This window comes from Bosea sp. (in: a-proteobacteria) (assembly GCA_023910605.1).
GTDB lineage: Bacteria > Pseudomonadota > Alphaproteobacteria > Rhizobiales > Beijerinckiaceae > Allobosea.
Genome location: JAAVVV010000001.1, coordinates 2,091,517 through 2,115,459, shown reverse-complemented (window position 1 = coordinate 2,115,459; position 23,943 = coordinate 2,091,517). Strand labels below are relative to the sequence as shown.

Genomic DNA, 23,943 nt, shown 5'->3' with positions numbered 1-23,943 from the left:
CTCTCATTCGGCCGCGGCTGCGAGCCGGTCAGCGTATTCGCAGGCGAGGGTGCGGGTGACGCGCTTGCCGCGTTCGAGGGAGGCGCGGTCGATGGCGTCCACCACCGCCCGCGCCTGGGCGAAGGAGCGTGGAATGCGCAGCGCGACGGCATCGAGCACGGCGGTGTCGATGATGAGCTGGCGGTCAAGGAACAGCTTCACCAGGACGGCCTTCAGCAGCGCATCATCCGGCGGCTCGATGCGCGCGAGCGGCGCCAGACGCAGGCGCGACAGCAGGTCAGGCGTGGCGATGCCCCACATGTCCGGCGCGGTTCGCGCTGTGAGGATGACCGAGCCTGCACGCGCGCGGATCAGGTTCAGAAGGTGAAACAGCGCCGCCTCGTCGAACGGGGCCCTGCCGCAATCCTCGATGACGAGGGCGCCGCCAGAGGCAAGCTCCGGCACGCGATCGGCAGTGACGTCGTGGATGCCGACGCGCCAGGCATGGCTGCGCGCCGCCCAGATCGCCGCGAGATGGCTCTTGCCAGACCCTTCCGGCCCGGCAAGCACGAGCGCGGGATCGGACCACTCCGGCCAGCTTTCGATGAGGGCATAGGCGGCCTCGTTCGAGGGGCCGACGAGGAAGTCCTCGGCGTCGAAGCTGGGCTCGCCTGCCAGATCAAACGCCAGCTGGGCGGGCCGGCCGGGCGGCTGCCCCTTAAACATCCGAGCCCTCCTCGGCGCGGCTGCCCCGCACGCCGCTGTAGAGCGGGCTCGCAAGGTATTGCCCGAGGGCGAAGCGCGCGAGCACGCCCACGACCGCCGCGAGCGGCACTGCCAGCAGCAGACCCACGAAGCCGAAGAGCGAGCCGAAGGCCACCAGCGCGAACATCAGCCACACAGGGTGCAGGCCCACCGCCTCGCCGACCAGCTTGGGGGCGAGGAAATTGCCCTCGACAAACTGGCCGACGCCGAAGATGGCGAAGGCGATCAGCGGCATGTGCCAATCGGGCCAGAACTGGACCAGCGCCACGCCGACCGCGAGCAGCAGGCCGGTGATCGAGCCGATGTAGGGAATGAAGCTGAGCAGGCCCGCGACGATGCCGATGAGCACGCCGAAGTTCAGCCCCATCATCCACAACGCCACGGCATAGAACAGGCCCAGCAGCAGGCAGACAGTGGCCTGCCCCCGGATGAACCCGGCGATGGCCCGATCCATCTGCATGGCCAGCGAGCGGATGGTGGCGCGCTGGCGCACAGGCAGCCAGCCATCCACGGCGGCCACCATGCGGTCCCAGTCCACAAGCAGGTAGAAGGCCACCACCGGGGTGATGACCAGAAGCGAGACGATGCCGGCGATGGCCTGACCGCCTGCCAGCGCGCCCTGCCCGACACGGGTCAGCCATGCGGTGGCCTGGCCGGCGAAATCCGTGAGCACCTTCTGGGTGTCCCCCACGCCGGCGCCCATGCCAAGGCGCTCGAGGAGCGGGCCGCCCCGCTCCTGCGCGATGGCCTGAAGCTGCACGAGATAGCTGGGCAGACGCGCGGCGAAAGCCGACAGCTGCTGCGCCAGCACAGGCGCCAGCAGCACCAGCGCCAGCACGAACAGCAGCACGAAGGCGCAGAGGATGACGATGGTGGCGATGAGGCGGCTGATGCCGCGGCGCTCGAGCCAGTCCGCCAGCGGATCGAGCAGATAGGCCAGCACGAGGCCGGCGACGAAAGGCAGCAGCACGTCTGACAGCACGTACAGGAGCAGCACCAGAACCAGCGCGGCGGCGAGCCAGAAACCAAGCTGCTTTTGCAGTGTCATGCCTCAACCCGCCATGTGTCGCACCCAGAACGCCAGATAGGCGCCCGCAGAGGCCACCGTCAACGCCGCGATCGACCACATCGTCAGGTCCAACCACATGCCGAGCGAGACATTGAAGGCCTTCGCCGCCAGAAGGGCCGCAGCGAAGGCGATCTGGGCGAAGGTGTTCAGCTTGCTGACGAGGAAAGGCCGGATCTCGAGCGGCTTATCGAGCACCCAGGACAGCATCACTGCCGACACGATCATAAGGTCGCGCGACACCACGAGGATCGCCACCCAGGCGGGAATGATGCCGATGATCGAGAGCGTGATGTAGATCGAAACAAGCAGAGCCTTGTCAGCCACGGGATCGAGATAGGCGCCGAGTTCGCTGCGCATGTCGAAGCGGCGGGCAAGGAAGCCGTCCACCCCGTCCGACACACCCGCGATGACGAAGAGCGCGAAGGCGATCTGCCATTCACCCTGCAGGATCATCATGATCACCAGAGGGACAATGATCAGCCGCCCGATGGTGATGAAGTTGGGAATCGTCATCTGCCTCTCCGGCTGACGTGCGGGCATGATGCAAGATTAGACATGGAAAATTGGCGTGGCGAGAGCATTCATGCTTGCGGGGCGGTGCCTGTGTTTCTATCGCTGGCGGGCAGACGGGGTACGGGCAGACCATGGCACAGACAAGGACAGATGGCTTGACCTATGCGCAGGCTGGCGTGGACATCGACGCGGGCAACGCCATGGTCGAGGCGATCAAGCCACTGGTGCGGGCCACGCGAAGGCCAGGCTCCGATTCCGAGATCGGCGGCTTCGGCGGTCTGTTCGACCTGAAGGCGGCCGGCTTCCATGACCCCATCCTCGTGGCGGCGAATGATGGCGTCGGCACCAAGGTCAAGATCGCCATCGAGACCGGCGCCCATGCCACGATCGGGATCGATCTGGTTGCGATGTGCGTCAACGACATCATCGTGCAGGGGGCGGAGCCGCTGTTCTTCCTCGACTATTACGCCACCGGAAAACTGCGCCCGCAGACCGGGATCGACATCGTGCGCGGCATCGCCGATGGCTGCCGCCTTGCGGGCTGCGCGCTGATCGGCGGGGAAACGGCCGAAATGCCCGGGCTCTATGCCGAGGATGACTACGACCTCGCAGGCTTCGCAGTCGGCGCCGCCGAGCGCGGCGCGCTGCTGCCGCAGCCGGGAATCAAGGCCGGCGACGTCGTGCTGGGCCTTCATTCCTCGGGCCTGCATTCCAACGGGTTCTCGCTCGCGCGCCGCATCGTGGCGCTCTCGGGTCTCGACTGGAAAGCGGAGGCGCCCTTTGCGTCCGGCCTTACCATGGAGACCGCGTTCCTTTCGCCCACCCGCATCTATGTGAAGCCTCTGCTGGCCGCGATCCGCGCAACGGGCGCGATAAAGGGCCTCGCGCACATCACTGGCGGCGGCTTCCCGGACAACATCCCGCGCGTGCTGCCAGAGGGGCTCGGCGTCCGGATCGACCTTGGCGCGATTGCTCCGCCCCCAGTGTTCGGGTGGCTGGCGCGTATGGGGGGCGTCGCGCAGTCCGAGATGCTGCGGACGTTCAACTGCGGCGTCGGCATGATCGTCATCGTTGACAAGGCCGGCCAGGAGCCGGTTCAGGCCGCGCTGGCTGCTTCGCATGAAAGCTCCTTCGTGCTCGGCGAAGTGGAGGAGCATGGCGCCGGCGAGCGCGTGCGCTTCACGGGCGCGCTCGCGCTGTGAAGCGCACCTCCACCGCCGTGCTGATCTCGGGCGGCGGCTCGAACATGCTGGCACTGCTCGCCGCCACCCGCGCGGGCGGGCATCCGGCCGACATCAGGCTGGTCATCTCCAACGATCCGCACGCGGCCGGCCTCGCCAGAGCCGCGGCCCTTGGCGTCGCGACCGAACTGGTCGACCACAAGGCCCATGGCAAGGACCGCGAAGCTTTCGAGCGCGACCTGGATGAGATTCTGCGCCGGCATGACATCGAATTCGTGGCCTTGGCCGGTTTCATGCGCGTGCTGACCAGTTGGTTCGTGTCGCGCTGGGAGGGGCGGATGATCAACATCCATCCATCCCTGCTGCCGCGCCACCGTGGGCTCGACACCCATGCGAGAGCGCTGGCGGCAGGCGACGCCGCGCATGGCTGCACCGTGCACTGGGTCGTCCCTGAACTCGATGCCGGCACGATCATCGCGCAGGCATCGGTGCCGGTGCTGGCAGGGGATGATCCGGCCAGCCTAGCCGCGCGCGTGCTGGCCGAGGAGCACAAGCTCTATCCGCGCGCGCTTGCCATGGCGCTGGCGCAGCGCGACTCGCAAGCCCGGCAGAACTGAGTCTGTCCGGCGGGTCAGATCGGGCGGACGAGCTTGCAGCGATCTATCTGCTCGAGCGCCTTCTCGCGGGTTGACTCGTTGAAAACGCTGGTGTCGCGGAAGGCCTGGATATCGGTTGCGCTCATGGCGCGCACAGTGCCCGTCGCGTAGCAGCGGCAGGCCGAGCCGACAGCATCGCGCGTGGTCTGCTGCAGGCGCGACTGGCTGATCAGGCAGGCGTCGAGCACCCGCGTCTGGATCTGCGCGCGCGACATGGTCTTCGTTTTCGGGTCTGGCTCCGGGAGCGGAGCCGGGCCTGCGGCGGCGAAAGCCGCAAGGGGCGCGACGGCGATCAGGCCGGCCAGCAACAAGGTTGGGAACCGCATTTCCATGTCCTGCATCACAACTTTCAAGGTGGCCCGTCGTGGCAAAGCCATCGCCCCCCGTCAAGCGAATGCACCTGTGCGGACTTCGAAATACTGCATGATCGCCATGCGGCGGTCGTTAACCCTGGCGCGCGAAAGCCCTGTCCGCCGCTTGAGCAGCACCGGGCGCATGCCTATGGTAAAGGAAGCGTTAACGTAGCCACCGGAGGGTTTCGTGCTGGCCAAACTGGATCAAGCGATGCTGGCGGTGACCAACCGCCTGGCGACCTATCTGCAGGAACAGTCCGGCTTCACCATGCCGATGATCCTGCGCCAGATCGCGACCGCGACCATCGTGGCGACGGCGCTGGCCATCGGCGCGACCCTCGCGATGCGCGCACCTTTGTTCATGCTCATCACCATGGTGTTCGGCGGCATCACCATCGCCTCGTTCTGGCGCCTTCTGGAACGCTACACCCGCGATTCCGAGAAGGATTGGACCTCCGATCTTGCCCGAGACTACATGGTGCGCGCCATCGGGGCCACCGAAGGCCAGCGCCGCATGCGCGAAGTCGGCATGGTGTTCTCGCTCATCGCCATCGCGCTGTCGCTTGCCGTGCTGCAGTTCCGCGCCCACGACCTGGTCGACATGACCATGCTGGCGCTGGTCTTCAGCACCATGGCGCACATGTATCTGTGCTGCGCAGAGCCCAGGCCGCCGGGCTCGGGCCGCCGCTCGTTCAAGCTGGCGATGCAGGCCTCGCGCTGAGCCCAGGACGCGGGCTCAGCATGAGCCTGCGCGCACCCACACCTTGTTGTCGTGGAAGGCTGCGCCGCCAAAGGGGGCGACTGCATCGGCCGATGTCACCGTGTTGATGCCGGCTCCATCGGCATGGGCCGCGTTGGGATGGATGGACTCGGCGATCACCACCCCAGGCTGCACCCCGTCGAAAAGCCGCGCCCGCAGGCGCACCTCGCCGCGATGATTGCCGATGGTGACGGCGGCGCCCTCCCCGATCCCGGCCCGCGCCGCATCGGCCGGATGGATCAGAAGTTGCGGGCCGCCCTCGCGCGCGGCCGAGGTGGGCGTTTCGGTGAAGGTGGAATTGAGAAAATTGCGCGCAGGGCTGGTCGCCAGCCGGAAGGGATGGGCGTCGTCGGCCTCCTCGATGATCGCCCAGTGATCGGGTAGCGACGGCATCTGCGCCCAGGTGCCCATAGGTCCGTCATGCTTGTAAGGCACGGTCGGCCAGTCCGGTTTGAAGCGAAACCTTGCGTCCGGCCAGGCGAAGCCGTCGAGATAATGAGCGGCGCGGAAATCGGGCTGGACATCGAGCCAGCGCGCCTCTTCGAGCGCCGCATAGGTGCCATGGCCTGAGGCCTGCAAGGTCCAGTCGATGATCTCGCGCGGCGACATGCCGAAGCCGCGATGGCGCGCGCCCAGCCGCTGCGCCAGACCTTCAAGCACCTCGTGATTGGAGCGGCATTCGCCCGGCGGGTCGATCAGCTTCGGGCCGAGCATGACATGCTGGTGCCCGCCGCCCTGATAGAGATCGTCATGCTCCATGAACATCGTCGCCGGCAGCACGATGTCGGCCATGAGGGCCGTCTCGGTCATGAACTGCTCGTGCACGCAAGCGAACAGATCCTCGCGGGCGAAGCCCTGCTTGACGAGCTTCTGTTCGGGCGCGACCGAGACAGGGTTGGTGTTCTGGATCAGCATCGCCGTCACCGGCGGGCCATGGCGCAGGGCGTCTGGATCGCCCGTGAGGACGCGGCCGATCTGCGATTGGTCGAGATTGCGGATGGCCGGATCGAGCGCGTCGCTGCCTTCGATCAGGCTCTTGTTCCAGCCATAGATTGCGCCATTGTTGTGGAAGGCCCCGCCCCCCTCATGTCGCCAGGCGCCGGTCACGGCTGCGATGCAGGAGGCGGCATGCATGTTGACTGCGCCGTTGCGTTGCCGTGCGAAACCGTAACCGAGGCGAAAGAAGGTTCTGGGGGTGCGTCCGACGAGATGGGCGAAAGCTTCGATCTCGTCGACGCCAAGGCCGGTGATGGCGCTGGCCCAGGCGGGCGTGCGGGTCTGAAGATGTGATTCAAGCTCTGCCGGCACATCGGTGTATTGCTTGAGATAATCGCGGTCCGCCATGCCGTCGCGGAACAGCACATGCATCACCGCGCAAGCCAGCGCCCCATCCGTGCCGGGCTTGAGCACGAGGCCGAGATCGGCCTGCTCGATGGTGCCGTTCCGGTAGATGTCGATGGCGACGATCCGGGCGCCGCGCTCCTTGCGAGCCTTCACCGCGTGATGCATCACGTTGACCTGGGTGTTCACCGCATTGGTGCCCCAGATCACGATGCAGTCGGCCTTGCCCATCTCGCGGGGGTCCGCGCCCGCGAGCCTGCCCGTGCCCGCGATGAAGCCGGTCCAGGCCATGTTGGTGCAGATGGTGGAATACTGGCCGGAATATTTCTTCACATGGCGCAGGCGGTGGATGCCGTCGCGCATCACGAGGCCCATGGTGCCGGCGTAATAATAGGGCCACACGGCCTCGGAGCCATGGGCCGCCTCGGCCGCCAGAAAGGCCTCGGCCACGCGGTCAAGCGCCTCGTCCCAGCCGATGCGCGCGAACTGGCCGGAGCCCTTGGGCCCGGTGCGCCTCAGCGGATGAAGCAGCCTGTCGGGATGATGGATGCGCTCCGCATAGCGCGCGACCTTGGCGCAGATAACGCCATCGGTGTAGCTCTGTTCCTTGTGGCCGCGCACCCGCCCGATCGTGCGCGCATCGAGCACCTCGACATCGAGCGAGCAGGCCGACGGGCAATCATGCGGGCAGACGGTGGCGCGGCGGTCGATCCGGGGCTGTGCGTTCATGCCCCATGGATCGCAAGCCTGCCTGCGGTTGGCAAGGCCTGCGGCACGCGCCTGCTCCGCTCATGACACTGGCCGCCCTTGCGGAGCGGCCAGAGCAGGGTCAGCGCCGCGCTGCGATACTCAGCCGACGATCTCGTTGCCGGAGAAGAACTGGGCGATTTCCTGCGCCGCCGTCTCGGGCGCATCCGAGCCATGGGCGGTGTTCTCGCCGACCGACAGCGCGAACAGCTTGCGGATCGTGCCTTCCGCAGCGTTGGCCGGGTTGGTGGCGCCCATGACTTCGCGATACCTCGCGACAGCGTTCTCGCCTTCAAGCACCTGCACGACCACGGGGCCGGAGGTCATGAAATCGCACAGTTCGCCAAAGAACGGGCGAGTTGAATGAACGGCGTAGAACGTCTCGGCCTGCGCGCGCGTCATGAGAATGCGCTTCTGCGCGACGATGCGCAGACCCGCGGCCTCGATCACGGCATTGACGGCGCCCGTCAGGTTGCGCTTCGTCGCGTCCGGCTTGATGATCGAGAAAGTGCGCTGGTTGGCCATGGATTGTCCTCTGGTGGTCCGAAATCGGGAAGCGGGCTTATAGCCGCCTCACATCACAGCCACAAGACATCATGGCGCCCAGGCGCGCCGGCCCTGTCGGGGCCGGGCTCAGTGCCGGGTGATCAGCGCCCTCGCCTCGCGCAAGGCGGCGGCGATCTCCTCGTGCGACATCTCGCTGGCCAGTTCGGCGCGGCGCAGGACTGCCTCACGGAAACCTTGCATGACTGCCACATTCAACCACTTGTGGGCAGCAACCAGATCAATCGGCTGCGAACGGCCCGAAGCATAGGCCAAGCCAAGCTTGTAGCAAGCCTCGCCGGTCATTGCCACCGGAGCCGCCGCAACCGGATTGATTTCTTCTATCGTCTGACGTGGCATCTTGATTCACCCCTATTGACGTTCATCTGTCCTGCGCCGCCGGCGCTTGTCATCTCGCCGGTCGTTGGGATGATCATCGGGGTCAGTTGCGAAAAACTGTCTAAAATGCGCGCTAAATGCACTGTAAATGCGCGCAACATAATCCTGAGGATTCAGGTTATGGAAACCGTCAAACGCCGGAAAACCGTTTGATCTCAACGGATGCAGCATTGCTTCATGAAGCGGCGCGTTGACGGGCTGTTAACCTTGAGCGCAGAGAGGCGCAGCCCAGCCCTCTCCAAGATCCCAGTAAAGCCCGGCCATGATGCACAGCGCCTCACGCAGCAGCGCCGAGGGCACATGCTCATCCGGCGCGTGCTGGGAGCATCCCGGATAGGAATGCGGCACCCAGATGGTCTTGAGCCCGAGCACTTCGGCGAAGATGTCATTGGGCAGCGCGCCGCCCAGATTGGGCAGGAGGGCCGGCTTTCTTCCCGTCGTGCGCTCTAGCGAGGCGCAGGCCTTGCGCACCGAGGGATCGTCCGGATCAAGCCGGGTCGCCCCGAACACCGTCTCGCGCGCGCTCTCCACCGCGACCATGCCCAGACCTTCGCGCGCCAGGTGACGGCGTATGGCAGGGATGACGTCGGTGTGGTCGACATCGACGGTGAAGCGCAGCTGGCAGCGCGCCCAGGCCCGCGGCGGGATCGCATTGACCGGCGCGCGCGGATCGCCCGCCTCGAAGGCAAGCACCTCGAAATTGCACCAGCCGAACACTTTCTCCGCGCCTGTCAGGCCCGGCTCGCCCCACCACGGCTCGATAGCCGGGCCATCGGCGCCGCCATCCACGCTGAGACCGGCCAGCGCGGCGCGGACCGAAGGGGGAATGCCGTTCTTCGGCACCAGCTCGGGTATCCTGATCCGGCCACTGGCGCCGACGATGCGGCTGATGGCGTGCGCAAGCAGGATGGCAGGGTTCGAGATCAGCCCGCCCCAGTTGCCGGAATGGTGTCCGCCCGCACGGGCATCGACGATCAGGTCCAGGGCCAGCGCGCCGCGAGCGCCGAGGAAGATCGTCGGCTGCTCCGCGCTGAGGCGCGGGCCATCCGAGGCGATGAGGATGTCGGCGGCGAACGCGTCGGCATGTTCGGCGCAGAGTTCGCGCAGGCCCGGCGAGCCAACCTCCTCGCCCATCTCGATCAGGTAGCGCGCGTTGAAGCCCAACTTGCCGCGCTCGGCCAGCACCGCAGCCATGGCCGCCATGTTGACGCTGTGCTGGCCCTTGTTGTCCACCACGCCGCGCCCATACCAGCGATCGCCCCGCTCGCTGAGTTCCCACGGCGATAGCTCTTCGCGCCAGCGCCCCTCCATGCCGCGCACCGTATCGCCATGGCCATAGCCGAACACCGTCAGCGCACCGGGCGTCTCCATGCGTTCGGCGAGGAGAAACGGTCCGCTCGATCTGGGATGGGTCAACACGCGGTTCGAGAACCCCATCGCCGTGAAGGCCGGGATCATGGCATCGTGGATATAGGCCTGAAGGGCGCCCCCGCTGTCCGGGTTCTGGCTTTCGGTGGGGATTGCGATGCGTTCCGCCAGTTCGCGGCGGAAGCCGCCATCGTCGAAATGGGCGGCGGCGCGGGCAATGGCACGGTCACGCGTCGGGGCGGTCATGGCTTGGTCCTCATCCGATGGGCTCGACATCCACCTTCACATCGATGGACTGGCCGCCCGAGCCGATGATGACGCCATCCACCGGCGCGACATCGGCATAATCACGCCCCCTCGCCACCACGATGTGATCATTGCCGGCCAGCATGTCGTTGGTGGGGTCCAGCCCGACCCAGCCAAGCCCGTGGCCGCACCAGACCGAAACCCAGGCATGGCTGGCATCGGCCCCTTGCAGGCGCTTCTGCCCCGGCGGTGGCAGCGTCCTGAGGTAACCGCTCACATAGGAGGCCGGCAGCCCGAGGCCACGCAGGCCAGCGATCATGACATGGGCGAAATCCTGGCAGACGCCATGGCGATGCTCGAGCGCCTGCGAGAGCGGCGTCGAGACGACAGTGGCTTTCGGATCGTAGACAAAATCTCGCTTGATGCGGCCCATGAGGTCGCGCGCGCCGTCGAGCACGGTGCGGCCCTGCGGAAAGCTGGACGCCGCATAGGCCACGGCCGCAGGCTCGATCGGCACAAGGCGGCTCTGGTAGAGGTAATGCACCGGCGATTCCGGCTCGAGCCCTGCGCCATCGGCAGCCATGTCGCGCACCGTCTCCCAGGCATCCGACAGGTCAAGACCTGCTAGGGCGCCATGATTGACCTCGACGCGCGAGGTCACTGAGACGGTCAGCGCCCGGTGCGGCTGCTCCACGGTGATGGTGGCGATGGCGTTGCCGAAGAAGCAGATGCTGTCGCGCCGTTCCGATACCTTGGGCGAAACCGTCAGCAGCGTGGACACCACATTCTGGCCCCGCTCGGCGCGCGGAAACATGCGTAGCACGCACCGCGCGAAAGGTACGGCGGAGTTGTAGGTGTAGGTCGTGACGTGGCGGATGTCGTACAGCACGCTCACGGCTTTCCGCTGTCGTCATCGACGCTGGATTGCAGGAAATAGCGATTGGCCACCGCTTCCGACAGGCCCATGAGCCGCTGCTCCAGCGAGAGCACATAGGTCTTGTCGACCTGATCGGTGCGGGCGGTCGCGACATCGGCGGCCAGCCTGAGCGAGAGCCGGCGCGGCGCCTCCATCAGCCCGTCCTCGCGCACGGTCGGCAGCGCCGCCACCTCGGCATCCAGCCGCGCGATCTGGAAAGCCACGGAACGCGGGTTGTATTCATCGAACAGGACCATGTCCATGACAGGGTGGTAGGCGACGCCGACGAGATAACGCGAGCGATAGGTGATCTGCGAGTCGATCAGGTCAAGCAGAACGTCGAGGCTTTCGCGCGCGGCGCTCTGGTCGCCGAACTGGCGGGCGAAGCGGCATGTCGTCACCGCGCGTTCGATGCGCCGGCCAATCTCGAGGAAGCGCCAGCCCGCGCCGCGGTTCATGTTTTCCTCAGCCAGCCCCGCGAAGGCCGCCAGCCCGCGCAAGGCCCGGTCGGCGGTCTCGTAACCCTCCCCCTCGGTCGGGGGCAGATCCGTCTCCCGCTCCAGCCGGCGGGTCAGATCGCCGATCAGCCGCCAGGCATCGACCGAAAGCCGTTCGCGCGTGACGGATGCCGTGCGCTTGGCCTCGCGGATGCAGGCCGCAGCCGAGCCGTAATGATCAAGGCCATAGAGCGCCGCATAGGCCTGACGCATGACGGGCGTACGGGCGCCAGTGGCCGCGCCCCAGGCCACGAGCAGCCCGCTCAGCCGCCTCACGGCATCGCTTTGTGCAGGGCTGCGGACATCGGAATCGATCAGCCGGCCAAGGAGAGTGCGAGTCAGGCGCAGCACGCCTTCGGCCCGCTCAAGATAGCGCCCGAGCCAGAAGAGGTTGTCAGCGACACGGCTGGGCAGGTTGCCCATCACACGGCGCACCTGCACCTGATCGGGCGGCGGCAGCAGCGTCACCGGCTCCACGGGCTTGCCGGACAGAACCCAGACATCGGAAGACCGTGCGCCCTCGCGCATGTTCACGGCGCGGGCGTCCAGCCGATCGGAGGTGCGGCAGAAGCCGCCAGGCATGACCCGCCAGCCATCTGGCGTGTGAGTGGCATAGACCCTGAGAGCGAAGGGCCGCGGCTCCAGCACGCCGTCGGCGCCAAGCACCGGCATGGTCGAGATCTTGACGACCTCCTGCCCGACATAATCCACGCCCCGCGAACGGATGGCATCAACCAGCGCGGTGCGGGCCGCCGCCGGCATCTCCGACACCAGAAGCGGCTCGCCATCGCCAGAGCTGCGAATGTCCGCCCGGAAAGCGGAGGCGATCGCCATGTCATCGATGCGGCTGAGGACTTCCTCGCGCTCATGGGGCTGGCCGCACCACCATGTCGCGACATTGGGCAGGGCAAGGTCCGCGCCCAGCACCTTGCGGCAGAGCGTAGGCATGAAGCCCATGAGCGCGCGCGACTCCACCACGCCCGAGCCGGGTGCATTGGCGACCACGACATTCTCGCGGCGGATGGCGTGCAGCATCCCGGCAACGCCCAGCCGCGATGCGGCGTTAAGCTCCAGCGGATCGGCATAATCGCCATCGATGCGGCGCCAGATCACATCGGCCCGCTTGAGCCCGGCGATGGTGCGGACATGCACGCGGTCATCGCGCATGACCAGATCGCTGCCCTCGACGAGCAGGAAGCCGAGATAGCGCGCCAGATAGGCCTGCTCGAAATAGGTCTCGCTCAACGGTCCCGGCGTCAGCAGGCAGATGCGCGGCTCGGCACGCCGCGCGCCAGACACGAGCCCGGCGCGGAAGCCCTGGAAGAAACTGGCAAGCCGCTCGACATTCATGGAGCGGTAAAGATCGGGGAAGGCCCTCGCCATGGCCAGCCGGTTTTCGAGCGCATAGCCGGCGCCGGATGGCGCCTGGGTGCGGTCGCCCAGCACCCACCAGCGCCCGTCGGGACCGCGTCCCAGATCGCAGGCATAAAGCTGAAGGTGCTGGCCGCCCGGAGCCAGCGCGCCCTTGAGCGGGCGCAGATAATCGGGGCTGCCCGCAACCGCCGCCGCCGGAAGCGCGCCCTCCGCGATCAGGCGAGCGGGGCCGTAAAGGTCACGCAGTACCGCCTCAAGCAATTCCGCACGCTGCGACACGCCCGCCTCGATGGCCCGCCATTCGGCTTCGTCGATAGGCAGGGGCATGTGGCTCATCGGCCATGCCCGCTCGCCCGAGAGCATGTCGTCGAGGGAAGATTCCGCCCTGATGCGGTAGGAGACCCCTGAGTCCGCCAGATGCCGCTCAGCCAGAGCGATGCGCCGCAAAAGCTCATCGGGCGAATAGCGGGTCCACTCCTCGAGAAGCGCCTCCCAATGCGGGCGGATGGCGCCATCGGGGCCCATCATCTCGTCATGCACGCCGGCAAACGGCGCATAGGCCCCGAGGAGCCGCCGCTGCTGTTCGGACCTGCTGCGCTGCGACTCGGCCTGCCGGGAAGTGGACATGACCGATTAGGTCCCGATCCGACGGCGCAGATCAAGGGTGTACGGAAACTCCGTGGAACGCTCCACAGGCGGCGGCGTGAAGGGGCCGGGCGTGTGGCCGATGCTCTCGAAGCGCGCCAGGCGCCGCGCCTCGGCCTCGTAGGCATTGACCGGCAGCGTGTCGTAGTTGCGGCCGCCAGGATGGGCGACGTGATAGACGCAGCCGCCGAGGGAGCGCCCGGCCCAGCTGTCCACGATGTCGAAGGTCAGCGGGGCATGCACCGGAATGATCGGGTGGAGCCCGGCCGCAGGCTGCCATGCCTTGAAGCGCACGCCGCCGGCATGGGCATCGCCAGCCACAGGCGCAAGCGGGACCTGCCGGCCATTGCAGGTGATGATGTGGCGCCCCGGCACGAGGCCGCTCGCCTTGACCTGGAGGCGTTCCACGGAGCTGTCCACATAGCGCACCGTGCCGCCGATGGCGCCCGTCTCGCCCATGACATGCCACGGCTCCAGCGCCTGCCTGAGCTCGAGCGTGACGCCGCCATGCGCGACCTCGCCATAGAAGGGAAAGCGGAACTCGTGCTGCGCCTGGAACCAGACGGGATCGAAGGCGTAGCCGGCGCGGCCAAGATCGGCGAGCACGTCTTGGAAATCGGCCTTCACGAACTCGGGCAGCATGAAGCGGTCATGCAGCGCCGTGCCCCAGCGCACCAGCGAACCCTCCTGCGGCTCGCGCCAGAACCAGGCGACGAGCGCACGCACCAGCAGTTGCTGGGCAAGGCTCATGCGCGCATCGGGCGGCATCTCGAAGGAGCGGAACTCGACGAGGCCGAGCCGGCCTGTCGGGCCATCCGGCGAAAAGAGCTTGTCGATGCAGATTTCGGAGCGGTGGGTGTTGCCGGTGACGTCGATCAGCAGGTTGCGGAACAGACGGTCCACCATCCAGGGCGCGACATGCCCCTCGCCTGGCTTCGGGACATGGGCCATGGCGATCTCAAGCTCGTAGAGCCCGTCATGCCGTCCCTCGTCCACGCGCGGGGCCTGGCTGGTCGGGCCGATGAACATGCCGGAGAACAGATAGGACAGCGACGGATGCCGCTGCCAGTAGAGCACGAGGCTCTTGAGCAGGTCTGGCCGACGCAGGAACGGGCTGTCCGGCGGCGTCGCGCCACCGATGACCACATGATTGCCGCCGCCCGTGCCGGTGTGACGGCCATCGACCATGAACTTGTCGCAGCCGAGGCGCGACTGGCGCGCATCCTCATAAAGCCCCCTGGTGATCGACACCGCTTCGGACCAGCCTTGCGCGGGCTGGATGTTGACCTCGATCACGCCGGGGTCGGGCGTGACCTTGATGACCTCAAGGCGTGGATCATAGGGCGGCGCATAGCCCTCGATGTGGACCGCCATGCCGGTGGTCCTGGCGGCTGCCTCGACCGCCGCGAGCAGATCGAGATAATCCTCGACCTTCTCGACGGGGGGCATGAACACGCAAGGCACGCCGTCGCGCATCTCGACCGACAGCGCCGTGCGGACGCTCGCCGCCTCGAGGTCCTGCTCGACACGGTCCTGCCGCTGGACGGCGCTGGCTTCGGAGGCGATGAAGCTGAGCGGGGCGCCGGCTTCGGGCCCCATGCCGCCGACCGCAGCAACGCCATGGGCGGCATCGGGCACGGGCAGCGGCGCGCGCGGCTCCAGCGGGTCCTGCGGATGGACATGGGGATAGGCGGAAGGCGCAACCCATGGCAGAGAGCCCAGAGGCAGGCGATACCCCACGGGGGAATCGCCGGGAACGAGGAAGAGCTTGCCGCGGCGCAGGTCCCAGCGCTCCGATTTCCAGCGCCGGTCAGAGGCTGCGGCCTGCAAGCGCTGCACCGGCAACACGTAGCCGGAGGCCGCGTTCAGACCGCGTTCGAACACGCGCACCATGCGGGCGCGCTCCTCGGGGTCGGCGAGCCTGGGGTTCTGAGGATCGACGTTCGGCGGAAGCTGGCCCTCCTTGAGCACCCAGTGGGCCGGGTCCTCGAAGGCAGGCAGCACGTAATCCATATCGAGGCCAAGTTGACGCGCGACATGGGTGGCGATGGCCTTTGCGGGCCCGGATTCGGCGCTGGCCTTCTGCGGCGCCTTCGGTTCCGGCGCGATCAGGCTCATGTCGGACCAGATCGGCCTGCCGTCCTTGCGCCAGTAGAGCCCGAAGGCCCAGCGCGGCAGCGTCTCGCCCGGATACCACTTGCCCTGCCCGTAATGGAGAAAGCCGCCAGGCGCGAAGCGCTCGCGCAGCTTGCGGATCAGCACGTCGGCGCGGCCACGCTTGCCCGGCCCCACGGCGGCGGTGTTCCACTCCTCGCCCTCATAGTCGTCGATCGAGACGAAGGTGGGCTCCCCGCCCATGGTCAGGCGCACATCCTGCGCCGCAAGGTCGGCGTCCACGCGCGCGCCGAGCGCATCGAGGCTGCGCCAGGCTTCATCGGAGAAGGGCAGCGTGATCCGCGGCGCCTCGCGGACGCGCGTCACCGTCATGTCGAAAGCGAAGCTGGTGTTGGCCACGCCCAGCACGCTGCCGCTGACCGGTGCGGCCGAGCGGTAATGCGGCGTGGCGGCCACCGGCAGGTGGCCCTCCCCGCACAGCAGGCCCGAGGTGGGGTCCATGCCGATCCAGCCTGCGCCGGGAATGTAGACCTCCGCCCAGGCGTGAAGGTCGGTGAAGTCCTTGTCGGTGCCGCGCGGCCCCTCGATCGGATCGATGTCGGCGGTGAGCTGGATAAGGTAACCGGAGACGAAGCGTGCGGCGAGGCCCAGGTGCCGCAGGATCTGCACCATCAGCCAGGCGGAATCGCGGCACGAGCCGGAGGCGAGCGAGAGAGTTTCCTCCGGTGTCTGCACCCCCGGCTCCATGCGGATGCCATAGGCGATCATGCGCTGGAGACGGGCATTGAGATCAACGATGAAATTGACGGTGTTGGTCGGCTCGCGCGGGATCGTGGACAGGAAAGCGGATAGCCGCGGCCCTGCGGGATCGGCGATCAGGTAGGGCGCCAGTTCTTCGTGGAGGTCCGGCGGATAGGCGAAGGGGAAGGTTTCGGCTTCCGCTTCCACGAAGAAGTCGAACGGATTGACCACCGCCAGATCCGCGATCAGGTCCACCTCTATGCGGAACTCCGTCACCGGCTCGGGAAAGACGAAACGCGCCATCCAGTTGCCGGACGGGTCCTGCTGCCAGTTGACGAAGTGCTGGGCCGGGGAAACCTTCAGCGCATAGCTCTCGACGCGCGTCCGGCAATGCGGCGCGGGGCGCAGGCGGATGATCTGCGGGCCCAGCATGACCGGCTTGTCATAGGCGTAGTGCGTGACGTGCTGGATCGCGGCGAGGACGGCCAAGGGCGCAACTTTCTGATTTCGCAGTCGGGCAGGAAGCGTAGCGCCCCATCAACGACAGCGGAAGCCAAGCGGAGCCTGTATTTTGGGCGCGGCGCGATCAGAGTTTCAGCTTGAATCCCTCATGGCTTCTGGCGAAGCCCAGCCGCTCGTAGAAGCGGTGCGCGGCGGTGCGCAGCTTGTTCGACGTGAGCTGCACCGTGCCGGCGCCAGCGGCGCGCGCTTCGGCGATGGCATGGGCAATCATGGCCGCGCCGATGCCGCCCCCACGCCGCTCGGGCCGGACATGGACCGACTCGATCGTGGCCCGCGTGCGGCCCCGCCCCACCAGCCCCGGCGTCAGCGTGAGCTGGAAGGTGCCGATGATCTCGCCGCCAACCGCGACTGCCGCGCGGCCGGTTTCAACCCGCTCTGGATCGGCCACCGCCACATAGAGCCGGTTGACCGGGCTCGCCAGGATCGCGGCCATGGCGCGCTCATAGTCCGGGCGGCTGGTCTCGTTCCAGTCATCGCCGTGGCCGCCAGCCTCATCCGCCATGTAGATCTGAATGATCGGCTCCAGATCGGACCGGACGGCACGGCGGATCGTGATGCCGCTCATGTGGCCTGCGTTGCCTTGGGCAAGAGCTGGTCGTTGGGCTTGAAGCCCGGCAGGGCCTCGAAGCGCTTCACCCAGGCCGTGAGATGCGGATAGGCGGCGAGATCGTAGCCGCCTGCCGGCGCGTAGGACACGACGCCATAGATGTCGATGTCGGCGATGGTGGGCGCCGCGCCCACTATCCACTCGCGGCCTGCGAGATGGTCATCCAGCAACTTGAGCGCGACATTGCCCTCGGCGAAGTGCATCTCGACGATCGGCTGGGACAGCGAGCGCAACCCGAGCCGCTGGCCGCGCATGCGGTAGACATGCATGGCGAGGCGGTCGAACTCCCAGTATGTCCACTCGCGCGCCGCGATGGCCTCCTGCGCGGAGCTGCCGCCGAACTTGCCGGTCTGTTCGGCGAGATATTGCAGGATCGAGGCCGACTGGGCCAGCTTCAGCCCGGTCTTTGCATCTTCCAGCAGGGGCACCTGGCCATAGCGCTGCCTGGCGGTGAAATCGGGCTTCTTGTGCTCGCCGGCCCTGAGGTTGACGTGGACATAGTCGAACGGCTCGCCGGCAAGGCTGAGCATCAGTCCGACCTTGTAGGCCGGGCCAGACAGCCAGATGCCGTGCAGTGTGTAACGCGATGCCATGGTCTTCCCCCGGTGGTGGTGGTGGTGCTTGCGCCGAACTCAACCGGGCCGCGACGGGCGCGTCAAGGCCGCGCAGGACATGGCCTGCCGGCGTGTTCAGCCAAGTCCCAGCTTCTTCGCCAGGATCTCGTTGACGGCAGCGGGGTTGGCCTTGCCGCCCGAGGCCTTCATCACCTGCCCGACGAACCAGCCGGCCATGCTCGGCTTGGCCTTGGCCTGCTCGACCTTGTCGGGATTGGCCGCGATGACCTCGTCGATCACCTTCCCGATGGCGCCGGTGTCGGTGACCTGCTTCAGCCCACGCGCCTCGACGATCTGGCGCGGATCGCCGCCTTCCGTCCAGACGATCTCGAACAGGTCCTTGGCGATCTTGCCGGAAATGACGCCTTCGCCGATCAGGTCGATGATGCCGCCGAGCTGGTCGGGCGACATGGGCGAGGCGGTCACGTCCTTGCCTTCCTTGTTGAGGCGGCCGAACAGCTCGTTGATGACCCAATTGGCCGCCGCCTTGCCGTCGCGACCCTTGGCCACGGCCTCGAAGAAATCGGCCTGTTCCCGCTCGGCCACGAGCACGGCGGCGTCATAGGGGCTCAAGCCATAGTGGCTGACCAGACGCGCCTTCTTGGCGTCGGGCAGCTCTGGCAGTTCGGCCTTCAAAGCCGCGACGAAGGCATCGTCAAACTCGAGCGGCAGCAGGTCCGGGTCGGGAAAATAGCGGTAGTCGTGCGCCTCCTCCTTGGAGCGCATCGAGCGCGTCTCGCCTTTGGCCGGATCATAGAGGCGGGTTTCCTGGTCGATGGAGCCGCCGTCCTCAAGAATGCCGATCTGCCGGCGCGCCTCCACCTCGACGGCCTGGCCGATGAAGCGGATCGAGTTGACGTTCTTGATCTCGCAGCGCGTGCCGAAGGGCGCGCCGGGCTTGCGCACCGAGACGTTCACGTCGGCGCGCAGATTGCCCTTCTCCATGTCGCCATCGCAGGTGCCGAGATAGCGCAGGATCGTGCGCAGCTTCGTGACATAGGCCTTGGCCTCGTCGGCCGAGCGCAGATCGGGCCGCGAGACGATCTCCATCAGCGCCACGCCCGAGCGGTTGAGATCGACGAAGCTCATGGTGGGGTGCTGGTCATGCAGCGACTTGCCGGCATCCTGCTCGAGGTGAAGGCGCTCGATGCCGACCGTGATGCTCTCGGTTGGCGAGACATCGACCACGATCTCGCCCTCGCCCACGATCGGGCTCTTGTACTGGCTGATCTGGTAGCCCTGCGGAAGGTCGGGATAGAAATAGTTCTTGCGATCGAAGACAGAGCGGTTGTTGATCTGCGCATTGAGGCCAAGGCCGGTGCGCACGGCCTGACGCACGCATTCCTCGTTGATGACAGGCAGCATGCCCGGCATGGCTGCATCCACGAGGCTGACATGGCTGTTGGGCTCGGCGCCGAACGCCGTGGATGAACCGGAGAACAGCTTGGCCTTCGAGGTCACCTGCGCGTGGATCTCCAGCCCCACGACGATTTCCCAGTCCCCCGTCGCGCCCTTGATGAGCTGCCGGGCTTCGGCGTTGCGGACATGAGCGTTCATGGCATCCATCTCTCGTGTCGGTGACAACCGCGGGGACATTGAGCCCCAGCCGGAGGCGGCGGGGCGGTTCATGGCCGCAGCACAGGCTTGGTCTGTCGGTCATTTGGTTAGTGGCTCTCGCCCCCCGGTTCAAGCCCTGGCCGCGGCGCCGAATTGCGCCGGAGCGGGAGCGGCGAAGGCAGTATCGATGGGTCAGGAGCGCGCATGAACGGTGCGATGGCTCACCACTTGCAGATCAGCAGGCGCCGCAGGGCCCATGAGAGCAACACCGCCCTCACATCAGCCCGGCCGCCCTGCCTTGAGGGCGATCAGGATCAGCGGTGACGAGATCATGCCAGCGTCTGGCCACGGCAGCCCAGCCCAACTCGCCGCGCTGGCGCATGGCTCCCGCCTCCAGCTTCCGCGCAAGGGCAGTGTTCGCGCACAATGAAGCCCCAGCGGCGACAAGCGCCGCATGGCTGGCGCAGATCAGGCCGTTCTCGCCATGCTCCACACGTTCGGCCAGCGAGCCGATGCCCAGCGTCAGGACGGGAAGCCCCATGCACTGCGCTTCGGCGGCGGCGAGGCAGAACGTCTCGTCTTCGGCGCCGGGCGCCAGCATCGCGCGCGCTTCGGCATAGGCTCCCGCCAGATCCGGTTTGCGCACCCGGCCATGAAAGATCACGCGCATGGCCGCGGGTATGGCGGGCCCCATACCGATGTCCTCGGCCTTGCTGCCGAAGACATGGAACTCGGCATCAGGCGGCAAGCCGGGCAACGCTTCGGCCCATGCCGCCAGCAGCGGACGCAAACCGCGATGGGGCTGCGAGGCGAAGACGAAGCGGTTGCGCCGGGCAGCCGAAACCGGCGTCTCCAGAAAGCATGCATTCACACCAAGGCCGATCTCGATCCGCGCGCCGAACATCAGCAGACGGCTGGTGCGCTGCATCAGGCGACGGCCCACGAAGACGCCCACCGGGCGGTGCCGCGCCAGCGGCAGGATTTGCCCGCGGCGGAACGCCTTCTCAAGCGCCATAGGATTGTGCATCCACATATAGCGCCGCGTGGCGGGCGCTGAACCGGCAAAGAAGCGGGCATCGTTGGAGCTGATCAGGGCATCGAAGCTGGTGGGTGCAAAGGCTTCCAGCGGGCGGTTCAGCACGCCGCGCACGCGGCGCTCGCCCGTCATGCGCGAGAATAGCGTGACCTCGTGGCCCAGCGCGGAGAGGCCCTCCGCCAGCGCGATGTTAGCGCCCTCAATCCCGCCAAGGCCGGTTTCCTGTTCGGATTCGAGGTGGAAATGGGCACGCGTCGGGCAGATGATGGCAACGCTGGACAATGGCTCCTCGCTGAATGCGGCATCTTTATGGGATTGACCTTTTGCCAGTGACATATCCATGACGCATTGAATAGCTGACGGGCCACAAGCTCACGTGCCTTCGGAGATGCCACAGCAATGGCCCGCCGCAAATCCCGCCTGCAGCGCATGCTCGATCTCAAGCCGCTGGCGTATCGAGGATTGAGCGCACTCACGGATGCTGTCCCGGCTGCGCACCAGTTCCTGTCCTTCTATCCAGAGATCGGCCCAGTCCCAGACAGGCGGATTGCGACGATCCTCGATGAACGCAAGCGCCATGCCCTGGCGCAGCCCGCCTTCGCCCCGCAGCTCGCGGCTCTGGCCCAGCATGACTGGGATGTGCATCGCGACAACATCATTGATCGCGACCCGTGGAGCGCGTTGCGCCAGATGGTGCTGGTCGGTGATGTGCTGGTGCCGGGCCACAGGCTCGCGCCCGTTGATCCCGAAACGAACATGCAGATCGGCGCAGGCCGGCGTGGGGCGCTGAACTGGTTCTATTCGCGGCCGCAAGGCTTTCCACGCCGGCGGCTTGCTGTCGCTGGGCCGGCCTTCGTGCTCAACCCGTACTGGAACATCTGGCACCTGCTGGTCGAGGTTCTGATTCCGCTTGCGGCGGCGGCGCGGCTCCGGGCCTGGGGCGATGCCGAGCTGCAAGTGCTCACATACGCAAGCCGCCCTGCGCTGGTCGATGCGCTTGTCGAAGGCCTGCAAAAGCAGCTCAAGGTTAGGATGAAAATCGTTCCGCTCGGTTTCAATGACGTCGCCGAGGTCCGGTCCTGCCTGATCGCAGACAATGTGTGCTGGAATGTCGAGCGCGCCTTTTCCTTTCCCGAAGCCATGCGGGACATGGCCGCCGCCTTCGCAGCGGCTTACGGTCCCCTGCCCTCGCCGTTCGACGGCAAAGCCCGGCGACTCTACATCACGCGCAAGGGCGCCAAGCTGCGCCAGATCATCAATGAGCAAGAGGTGCTTGACCTGATGAGGGCGCGCGGCTTCGCCGTGCTGCAAGCCAACTGGAACAACCACCCTGCGCAGCTCGGCGCGTTCATGAACGCCGAAAACGTCGTCGGCGTCCATGGCGCTGGCCTGACCCATCTGCTCATGGCGCCGCCGGGCACGAAGGTCATCGAGATGTTTCCCTTCGATCACCGCAAGACGAGCATGCTGCATCTTTGCGCTGAGATGGGCCATCGCCACCGCAGCTTCCTCGGAGGCCCAGAGCGGCTCAATCAGGCTTTCATGGTCGATGTCGGCAAGCTCGCCGAGGCGATCGAGGATTGAACGTCATTCCGCGCGCTGTTCGAAGCGGTGCGCACCCCAGCCGCTGGCGAGGCCGATGCCCGCGAAGGCCAGGGCACTCAGCATCGTCACATAGGGGCGCGCATCGATGTCCCCGCGGACGAACTGGAGAACGGTGAGCAGCACAAGCAGCGCGGCGGTGAACCAGCAAAGGGCGCGCATCACGGTCAGGCAAGCCATCGCCATGGCGCGCGCGAAGAGCATGTTCAGGCGCCCGTCCACCAGCGCTGCGGCACGGTGAAGCGACCGGCTGCCTGCTCGATCACTTCGGACAGCGAGAACAGAGTCTCCTCGTCGAAGGGGCGTCCGATGAGCTGCAAGCCCAACGGCAGGCCCTGACCATCGAGGCCAGCGGGAACGGCGATTCCGGGAAGGCCGGCCATGTTCACCGTCACCGTGAAGATGTCATTGAGATACATTTCGACCGGATCGGCGCTGCCCTTCTCGCCAATGCCGAAGGCGGCGGACGGGGTGGCCGGGGTCAGGATGGCGTGGACGCCTGCGGCGAAGACATCCTCGAAATCCTTCTTGATCAGCGTGCGGACCTTCTGCGCGCGCAGGTAATAGGCGTCGTAATAACCGGCCGAGAGGACGTAGGTCCCGATCATGATGCGGCGCTTGACCTCGCGTCCGAAGCCGGCCGCGCGGGTCCTCTCATACATGTCGGCGATGTCGCGGCCCGGCTCGCGCAGGCCATAACGAACGCCGTCATACCGCGCGAGGTTGGACGAGGCCTCGGCCGGCGCGACGATGTAATAGGCCGGAAGCGCGTATTTCGTGTGCGGCAGGGAGATGTCCACGATCTCGGCGCCCGCGGCCCGCAGCCAGGCGATGCCGTCGGCCCACAGCTTCTCGATTTCGGAGGGCATGCCGTCGATGCGGTATTCCTTCGGGATGCCGATGCGCATGCCCTTCACCGAACGGCCGATGGCCTTCTCGTAATCCGGCACCGCGATGTCGACCGAGGTCGTATCCTTCGGGTCATGCCCCGACATGGAGCGCAGCATCACGGCGCAGTCGCGCACCGTCTTGCCGATGGGGCCCGCCTGGTCGAGCGAGGAGGCGAAGGCGACAATGCCCCAGCGCGAGCAGCGGCCATAGGTGGGCTTGATGCCGACCGTGCCGGTGAAGGCCGCAGGCTGGCGGATCGAGCCGCCCGTGTCTGTGGCTGTGGCGGCCAGGCACAGATCGGCCGCAACGGCAGCGGAGGACCCGCCCGAGGAGCCGCCCGGCACGAGATGCGCCTCCTCGGCAGCGCCCGCCGCCCCCGCTCCGACATGCGAGCCGTTCCGGCGCCACGGGTTGACGACATTGCCGAAGGCAGAGGTCTCATTGGACGAGCCCATGGCGAACTCGTCATTGTTGAGCTTGCCGAGCATCACCGCGCCATCGCGCCAGAGTTGCGCCGTGACGGTGGACTCGTAGGGCGGCACGAAATTGCCGAGGATCTTCGAGCAAGCAGTGGTTCGCACATCCCTGGTGCAATAAAGATCCTTGATGCCGAGCGGCAGGCCCTCAAGCGGGCCGCCCTCCCCGCGCGCCAGCTTCTGGTCCGAGGCGGCGGCCTGCGCCAGCGCGATATCGGGCGTCTCCAGGACATAGGCATTGAGCGCGCGCGCCTGCTCGACGGCAGCGATATGGGCAGCGGCCAGCTCGGTGGCGCTGAAGGCGCGGGCACGCAGTCCATCGCGGGCTTCGCTCAGCGTGAGCTTGGTGAGGTCGGTCATTGCTGGATCATCCGGGCAGGTTCAGGAGCGGCGGTGCAAGGCCTGCGCCGAAACGCGGGCCGGTCGAAAG

Annotated in this window: 21 protein-coding genes; 4 read left to right on the top strand and 17 right to left on the bottom strand. The window is 66.8% G+C overall.

The window, feature by feature from the left end:
• Positions 1-3: 3 nt before the first annotated feature.
• The 3 genes from HEQ16_10210 to HEQ16_10200 are packed head-to-tail and all read right to left on the bottom strand — an operon-like array spanning position 4 to position 2,326.
• Complete coding sequence (locus tag HEQ16_10210) at positions 4-705, bottom strand: hypothetical protein (protein ID MCO4054402.1); 702 nt, start codon at positions 703-705, stop codon at positions 4-6.
• Complete coding sequence (locus tag HEQ16_10205; protein ID MCO4054401.1) at positions 698-1,792, bottom strand: AI-2E family transporter; 1,095 nt, start codon at positions 1,790-1,792, stop codon at positions 698-700. Before HEQ16_10205 ends, HEQ16_10210 begins: the two co-directional genes overlap by 8 nt.
• 3 nt (positions 1,793-1,795) lie before the next feature.
• A complete protein-coding gene (locus HEQ16_10200) occupies positions 1,796-2,326 on the bottom strand; it encodes a CDP-alcohol phosphatidyltransferase family protein (protein MCO4054400.1) in 531 nt (176 codons plus the stop codon).
• Positions 2,327-2,457: 131 nt separating this feature from the next.
• On the opposite strand from HEQ16_10200, the gene HEQ16_10195 reads away from it, so the two are divergent.
• Positions 2,458-3,528, top strand: coding sequence for a phosphoribosylformylglycinamidine cyclo-ligase (locus HEQ16_10195; GenBank protein ID MCO4054399.1), 1,071 nt, complete (start codon positions 2,458-2,460; stop codon positions 3,526-3,528).
• On the top strand, positions 3,525-4,124 hold the full coding sequence (locus HEQ16_10190; protein ID MCO4054398.1) for a phosphoribosylglycinamide formyltransferase: 600 nt from the start codon (positions 3,525-3,527) through the stop codon (positions 4,122-4,124). The genes HEQ16_10195 and HEQ16_10190 overlap by 4 nt, the downstream gene beginning before the upstream one ends.
• Before the next feature lie 14 nt (positions 4,125-4,138).
• Here HEQ16_10190 and HEQ16_10185 read toward each other — a convergent pair whose 3' ends face one another.
• Positions 4,139-4,489, bottom strand: a complete 351-nt coding sequence (locus HEQ16_10185; protein MCO4054397.1) for a hypothetical protein — start codon at positions 4,487-4,489, stop codon at positions 4,139-4,141.
• Between the two features lie 214 nt (positions 4,490-4,703).
• Between HEQ16_10185 and HEQ16_10180 the strand changes: the two genes are divergently transcribed.
• Positions 4,704-5,237: a hypothetical protein gene (locus HEQ16_10180; protein MCO4054396.1), complete on the top strand. Its 534-nt coding sequence runs from the start codon at positions 4,704-4,706 to the stop codon at positions 5,235-5,237.
• A 15-nt stretch (positions 5,238-5,252) separates the two neighbouring features.
• On the opposite strand, the gene HEQ16_10175 is transcribed toward HEQ16_10180, so the two are convergent.
• From HEQ16_10175 to HEQ16_10125, 11 genes are all read right to left on the bottom strand, one after another.
• Positions 5,253-7,346, bottom strand: coding sequence for a molybdopterin oxidoreductase family protein (locus HEQ16_10175; GenBank protein ID MCO4054395.1), 2,094 nt, complete (start codon positions 7,344-7,346; stop codon positions 5,253-5,255).
• 120 nt (positions 7,347-7,466) lie between these two features.
• Positions 7,467-7,889, bottom strand: a complete 423-nt coding sequence (ndk, locus tag HEQ16_10170) for a nucleoside-diphosphate kinase (protein ID MCO4054394.1) — start codon at positions 7,887-7,889, stop codon at positions 7,467-7,469.
• Between the two features lie 108 nt (positions 7,890-7,997).
• On the bottom strand, positions 7,998-8,213 hold the full coding sequence (locus HEQ16_10165) for a sel1 repeat family protein (protein ID MCO4054393.1): 216 nt from the start codon (positions 8,211-8,213) through the stop codon (positions 7,998-8,000).
• Positions 8,214-8,507: 294 nt separating this feature from the next.
• Positions 8,508-9,920 carry a M20 family metallopeptidase gene (locus HEQ16_10160; GenBank protein ID MCO4054392.1) on the bottom strand — a complete coding sequence of 471 codons (1,413 nt, stop codon included), beginning with the start codon at positions 9,918-9,920 and terminating at the stop codon, positions 8,508-8,510.
• A 10-nt stretch (positions 9,921-9,930) separates the two neighbouring features.
• Entirely contained in the window at positions 9,931-10,809 is an 879-nt protein-coding gene (locus HEQ16_10155) for a transglutaminase family protein (GenBank protein ID MCO4054391.1), read from the bottom strand.
• A gap of 2 nt (positions 10,810-10,811) precedes the next feature.
• Positions 10,812-13,334, bottom strand: a complete 2,523-nt coding sequence (locus tag HEQ16_10150; protein ID MCO4054390.1) for a circularly permuted type 2 ATP-grasp protein — start codon at positions 13,332-13,334, stop codon at positions 10,812-10,814.
• Positions 13,335-13,340: 6 nt separating this feature from the next.
• Positions 13,341-16,697 carry a transglutaminase family protein gene (locus HEQ16_10145; GenBank protein ID MCO4054389.1) on the bottom strand — a complete coding sequence of 1,119 codons (3,357 nt, stop codon included), beginning with the start codon at positions 16,695-16,697 and terminating at the stop codon, positions 13,341-13,343.
• A gap of 97 nt (positions 16,698-16,794) precedes the next feature.
• On the bottom strand, positions 16,795-17,295 hold the full coding sequence (locus HEQ16_10140; GenBank protein MCO4054388.1) for a GNAT family N-acetyltransferase: 501 nt from the start codon (positions 17,293-17,295) through the stop codon (positions 16,795-16,797).
• Entirely contained in the window at positions 17,292-17,930 is a 639-nt protein-coding gene (locus tag HEQ16_10135) for a glutathione S-transferase family protein (GenBank protein MCO4054387.1), read from the bottom strand. The genes HEQ16_10140 and HEQ16_10135 overlap by 4 nt, the downstream gene beginning before the upstream one ends.
• Positions 17,931-18,026: 96 nt before the next feature.
• Complete coding sequence (gene gatB / locus HEQ16_10130; GenBank protein ID MCO4054386.1) at positions 18,027-19,508, bottom strand: Asp-tRNA(Asn)/Glu-tRNA(Gln) amidotransferase subunit GatB; 1,482 nt, start codon at positions 19,506-19,508, stop codon at positions 18,027-18,029.
• Between the two features lie 274 nt (positions 19,509-19,782).
• A complete protein-coding gene (locus HEQ16_10125; GenBank protein ID MCO4054385.1) occupies positions 19,783-20,826 on the bottom strand; it encodes a glycosyltransferase family 4 protein in 1,044 nt (347 codons plus the stop codon).
• A 117-nt stretch (positions 20,827-20,943) separates the two neighbouring features.
• On the opposite strand from HEQ16_10125, the gene HEQ16_10120 reads away from it, so the two are divergent.
• A complete protein-coding gene (locus HEQ16_10120; GenBank protein ID MCO4054384.1) occupies positions 20,944-22,128 on the top strand; it encodes a glycosyltransferase family 61 protein in 1,185 nt (394 codons plus the stop codon).
• 3 nt (positions 22,129-22,131) lie between these two features.
• On the opposite strand, the gene HEQ16_10115 is transcribed toward HEQ16_10120, so the two are convergent.
• Positions 22,132-22,350, bottom strand: a complete 219-nt coding sequence (locus HEQ16_10115) for a hypothetical protein (GenBank protein ID MCO4054383.1) — start codon at positions 22,348-22,350, stop codon at positions 22,132-22,134.
• A 2-nt stretch (positions 22,351-22,352) separates the two neighbouring features.
• The gene (gene gatA / locus HEQ16_10110; protein MCO4054382.1) at positions 22,353-23,873 is read right to left on the bottom strand and encodes an Asp-tRNA(Asn)/Glu-tRNA(Gln) amidotransferase subunit GatA; all 1,521 of its coding nucleotides are present in this window, start codon (positions 23,871-23,873) and stop codon (positions 22,353-22,355) included.
• Between the last annotated feature and the right edge of the window lie 70 nt (positions 23,874-23,943).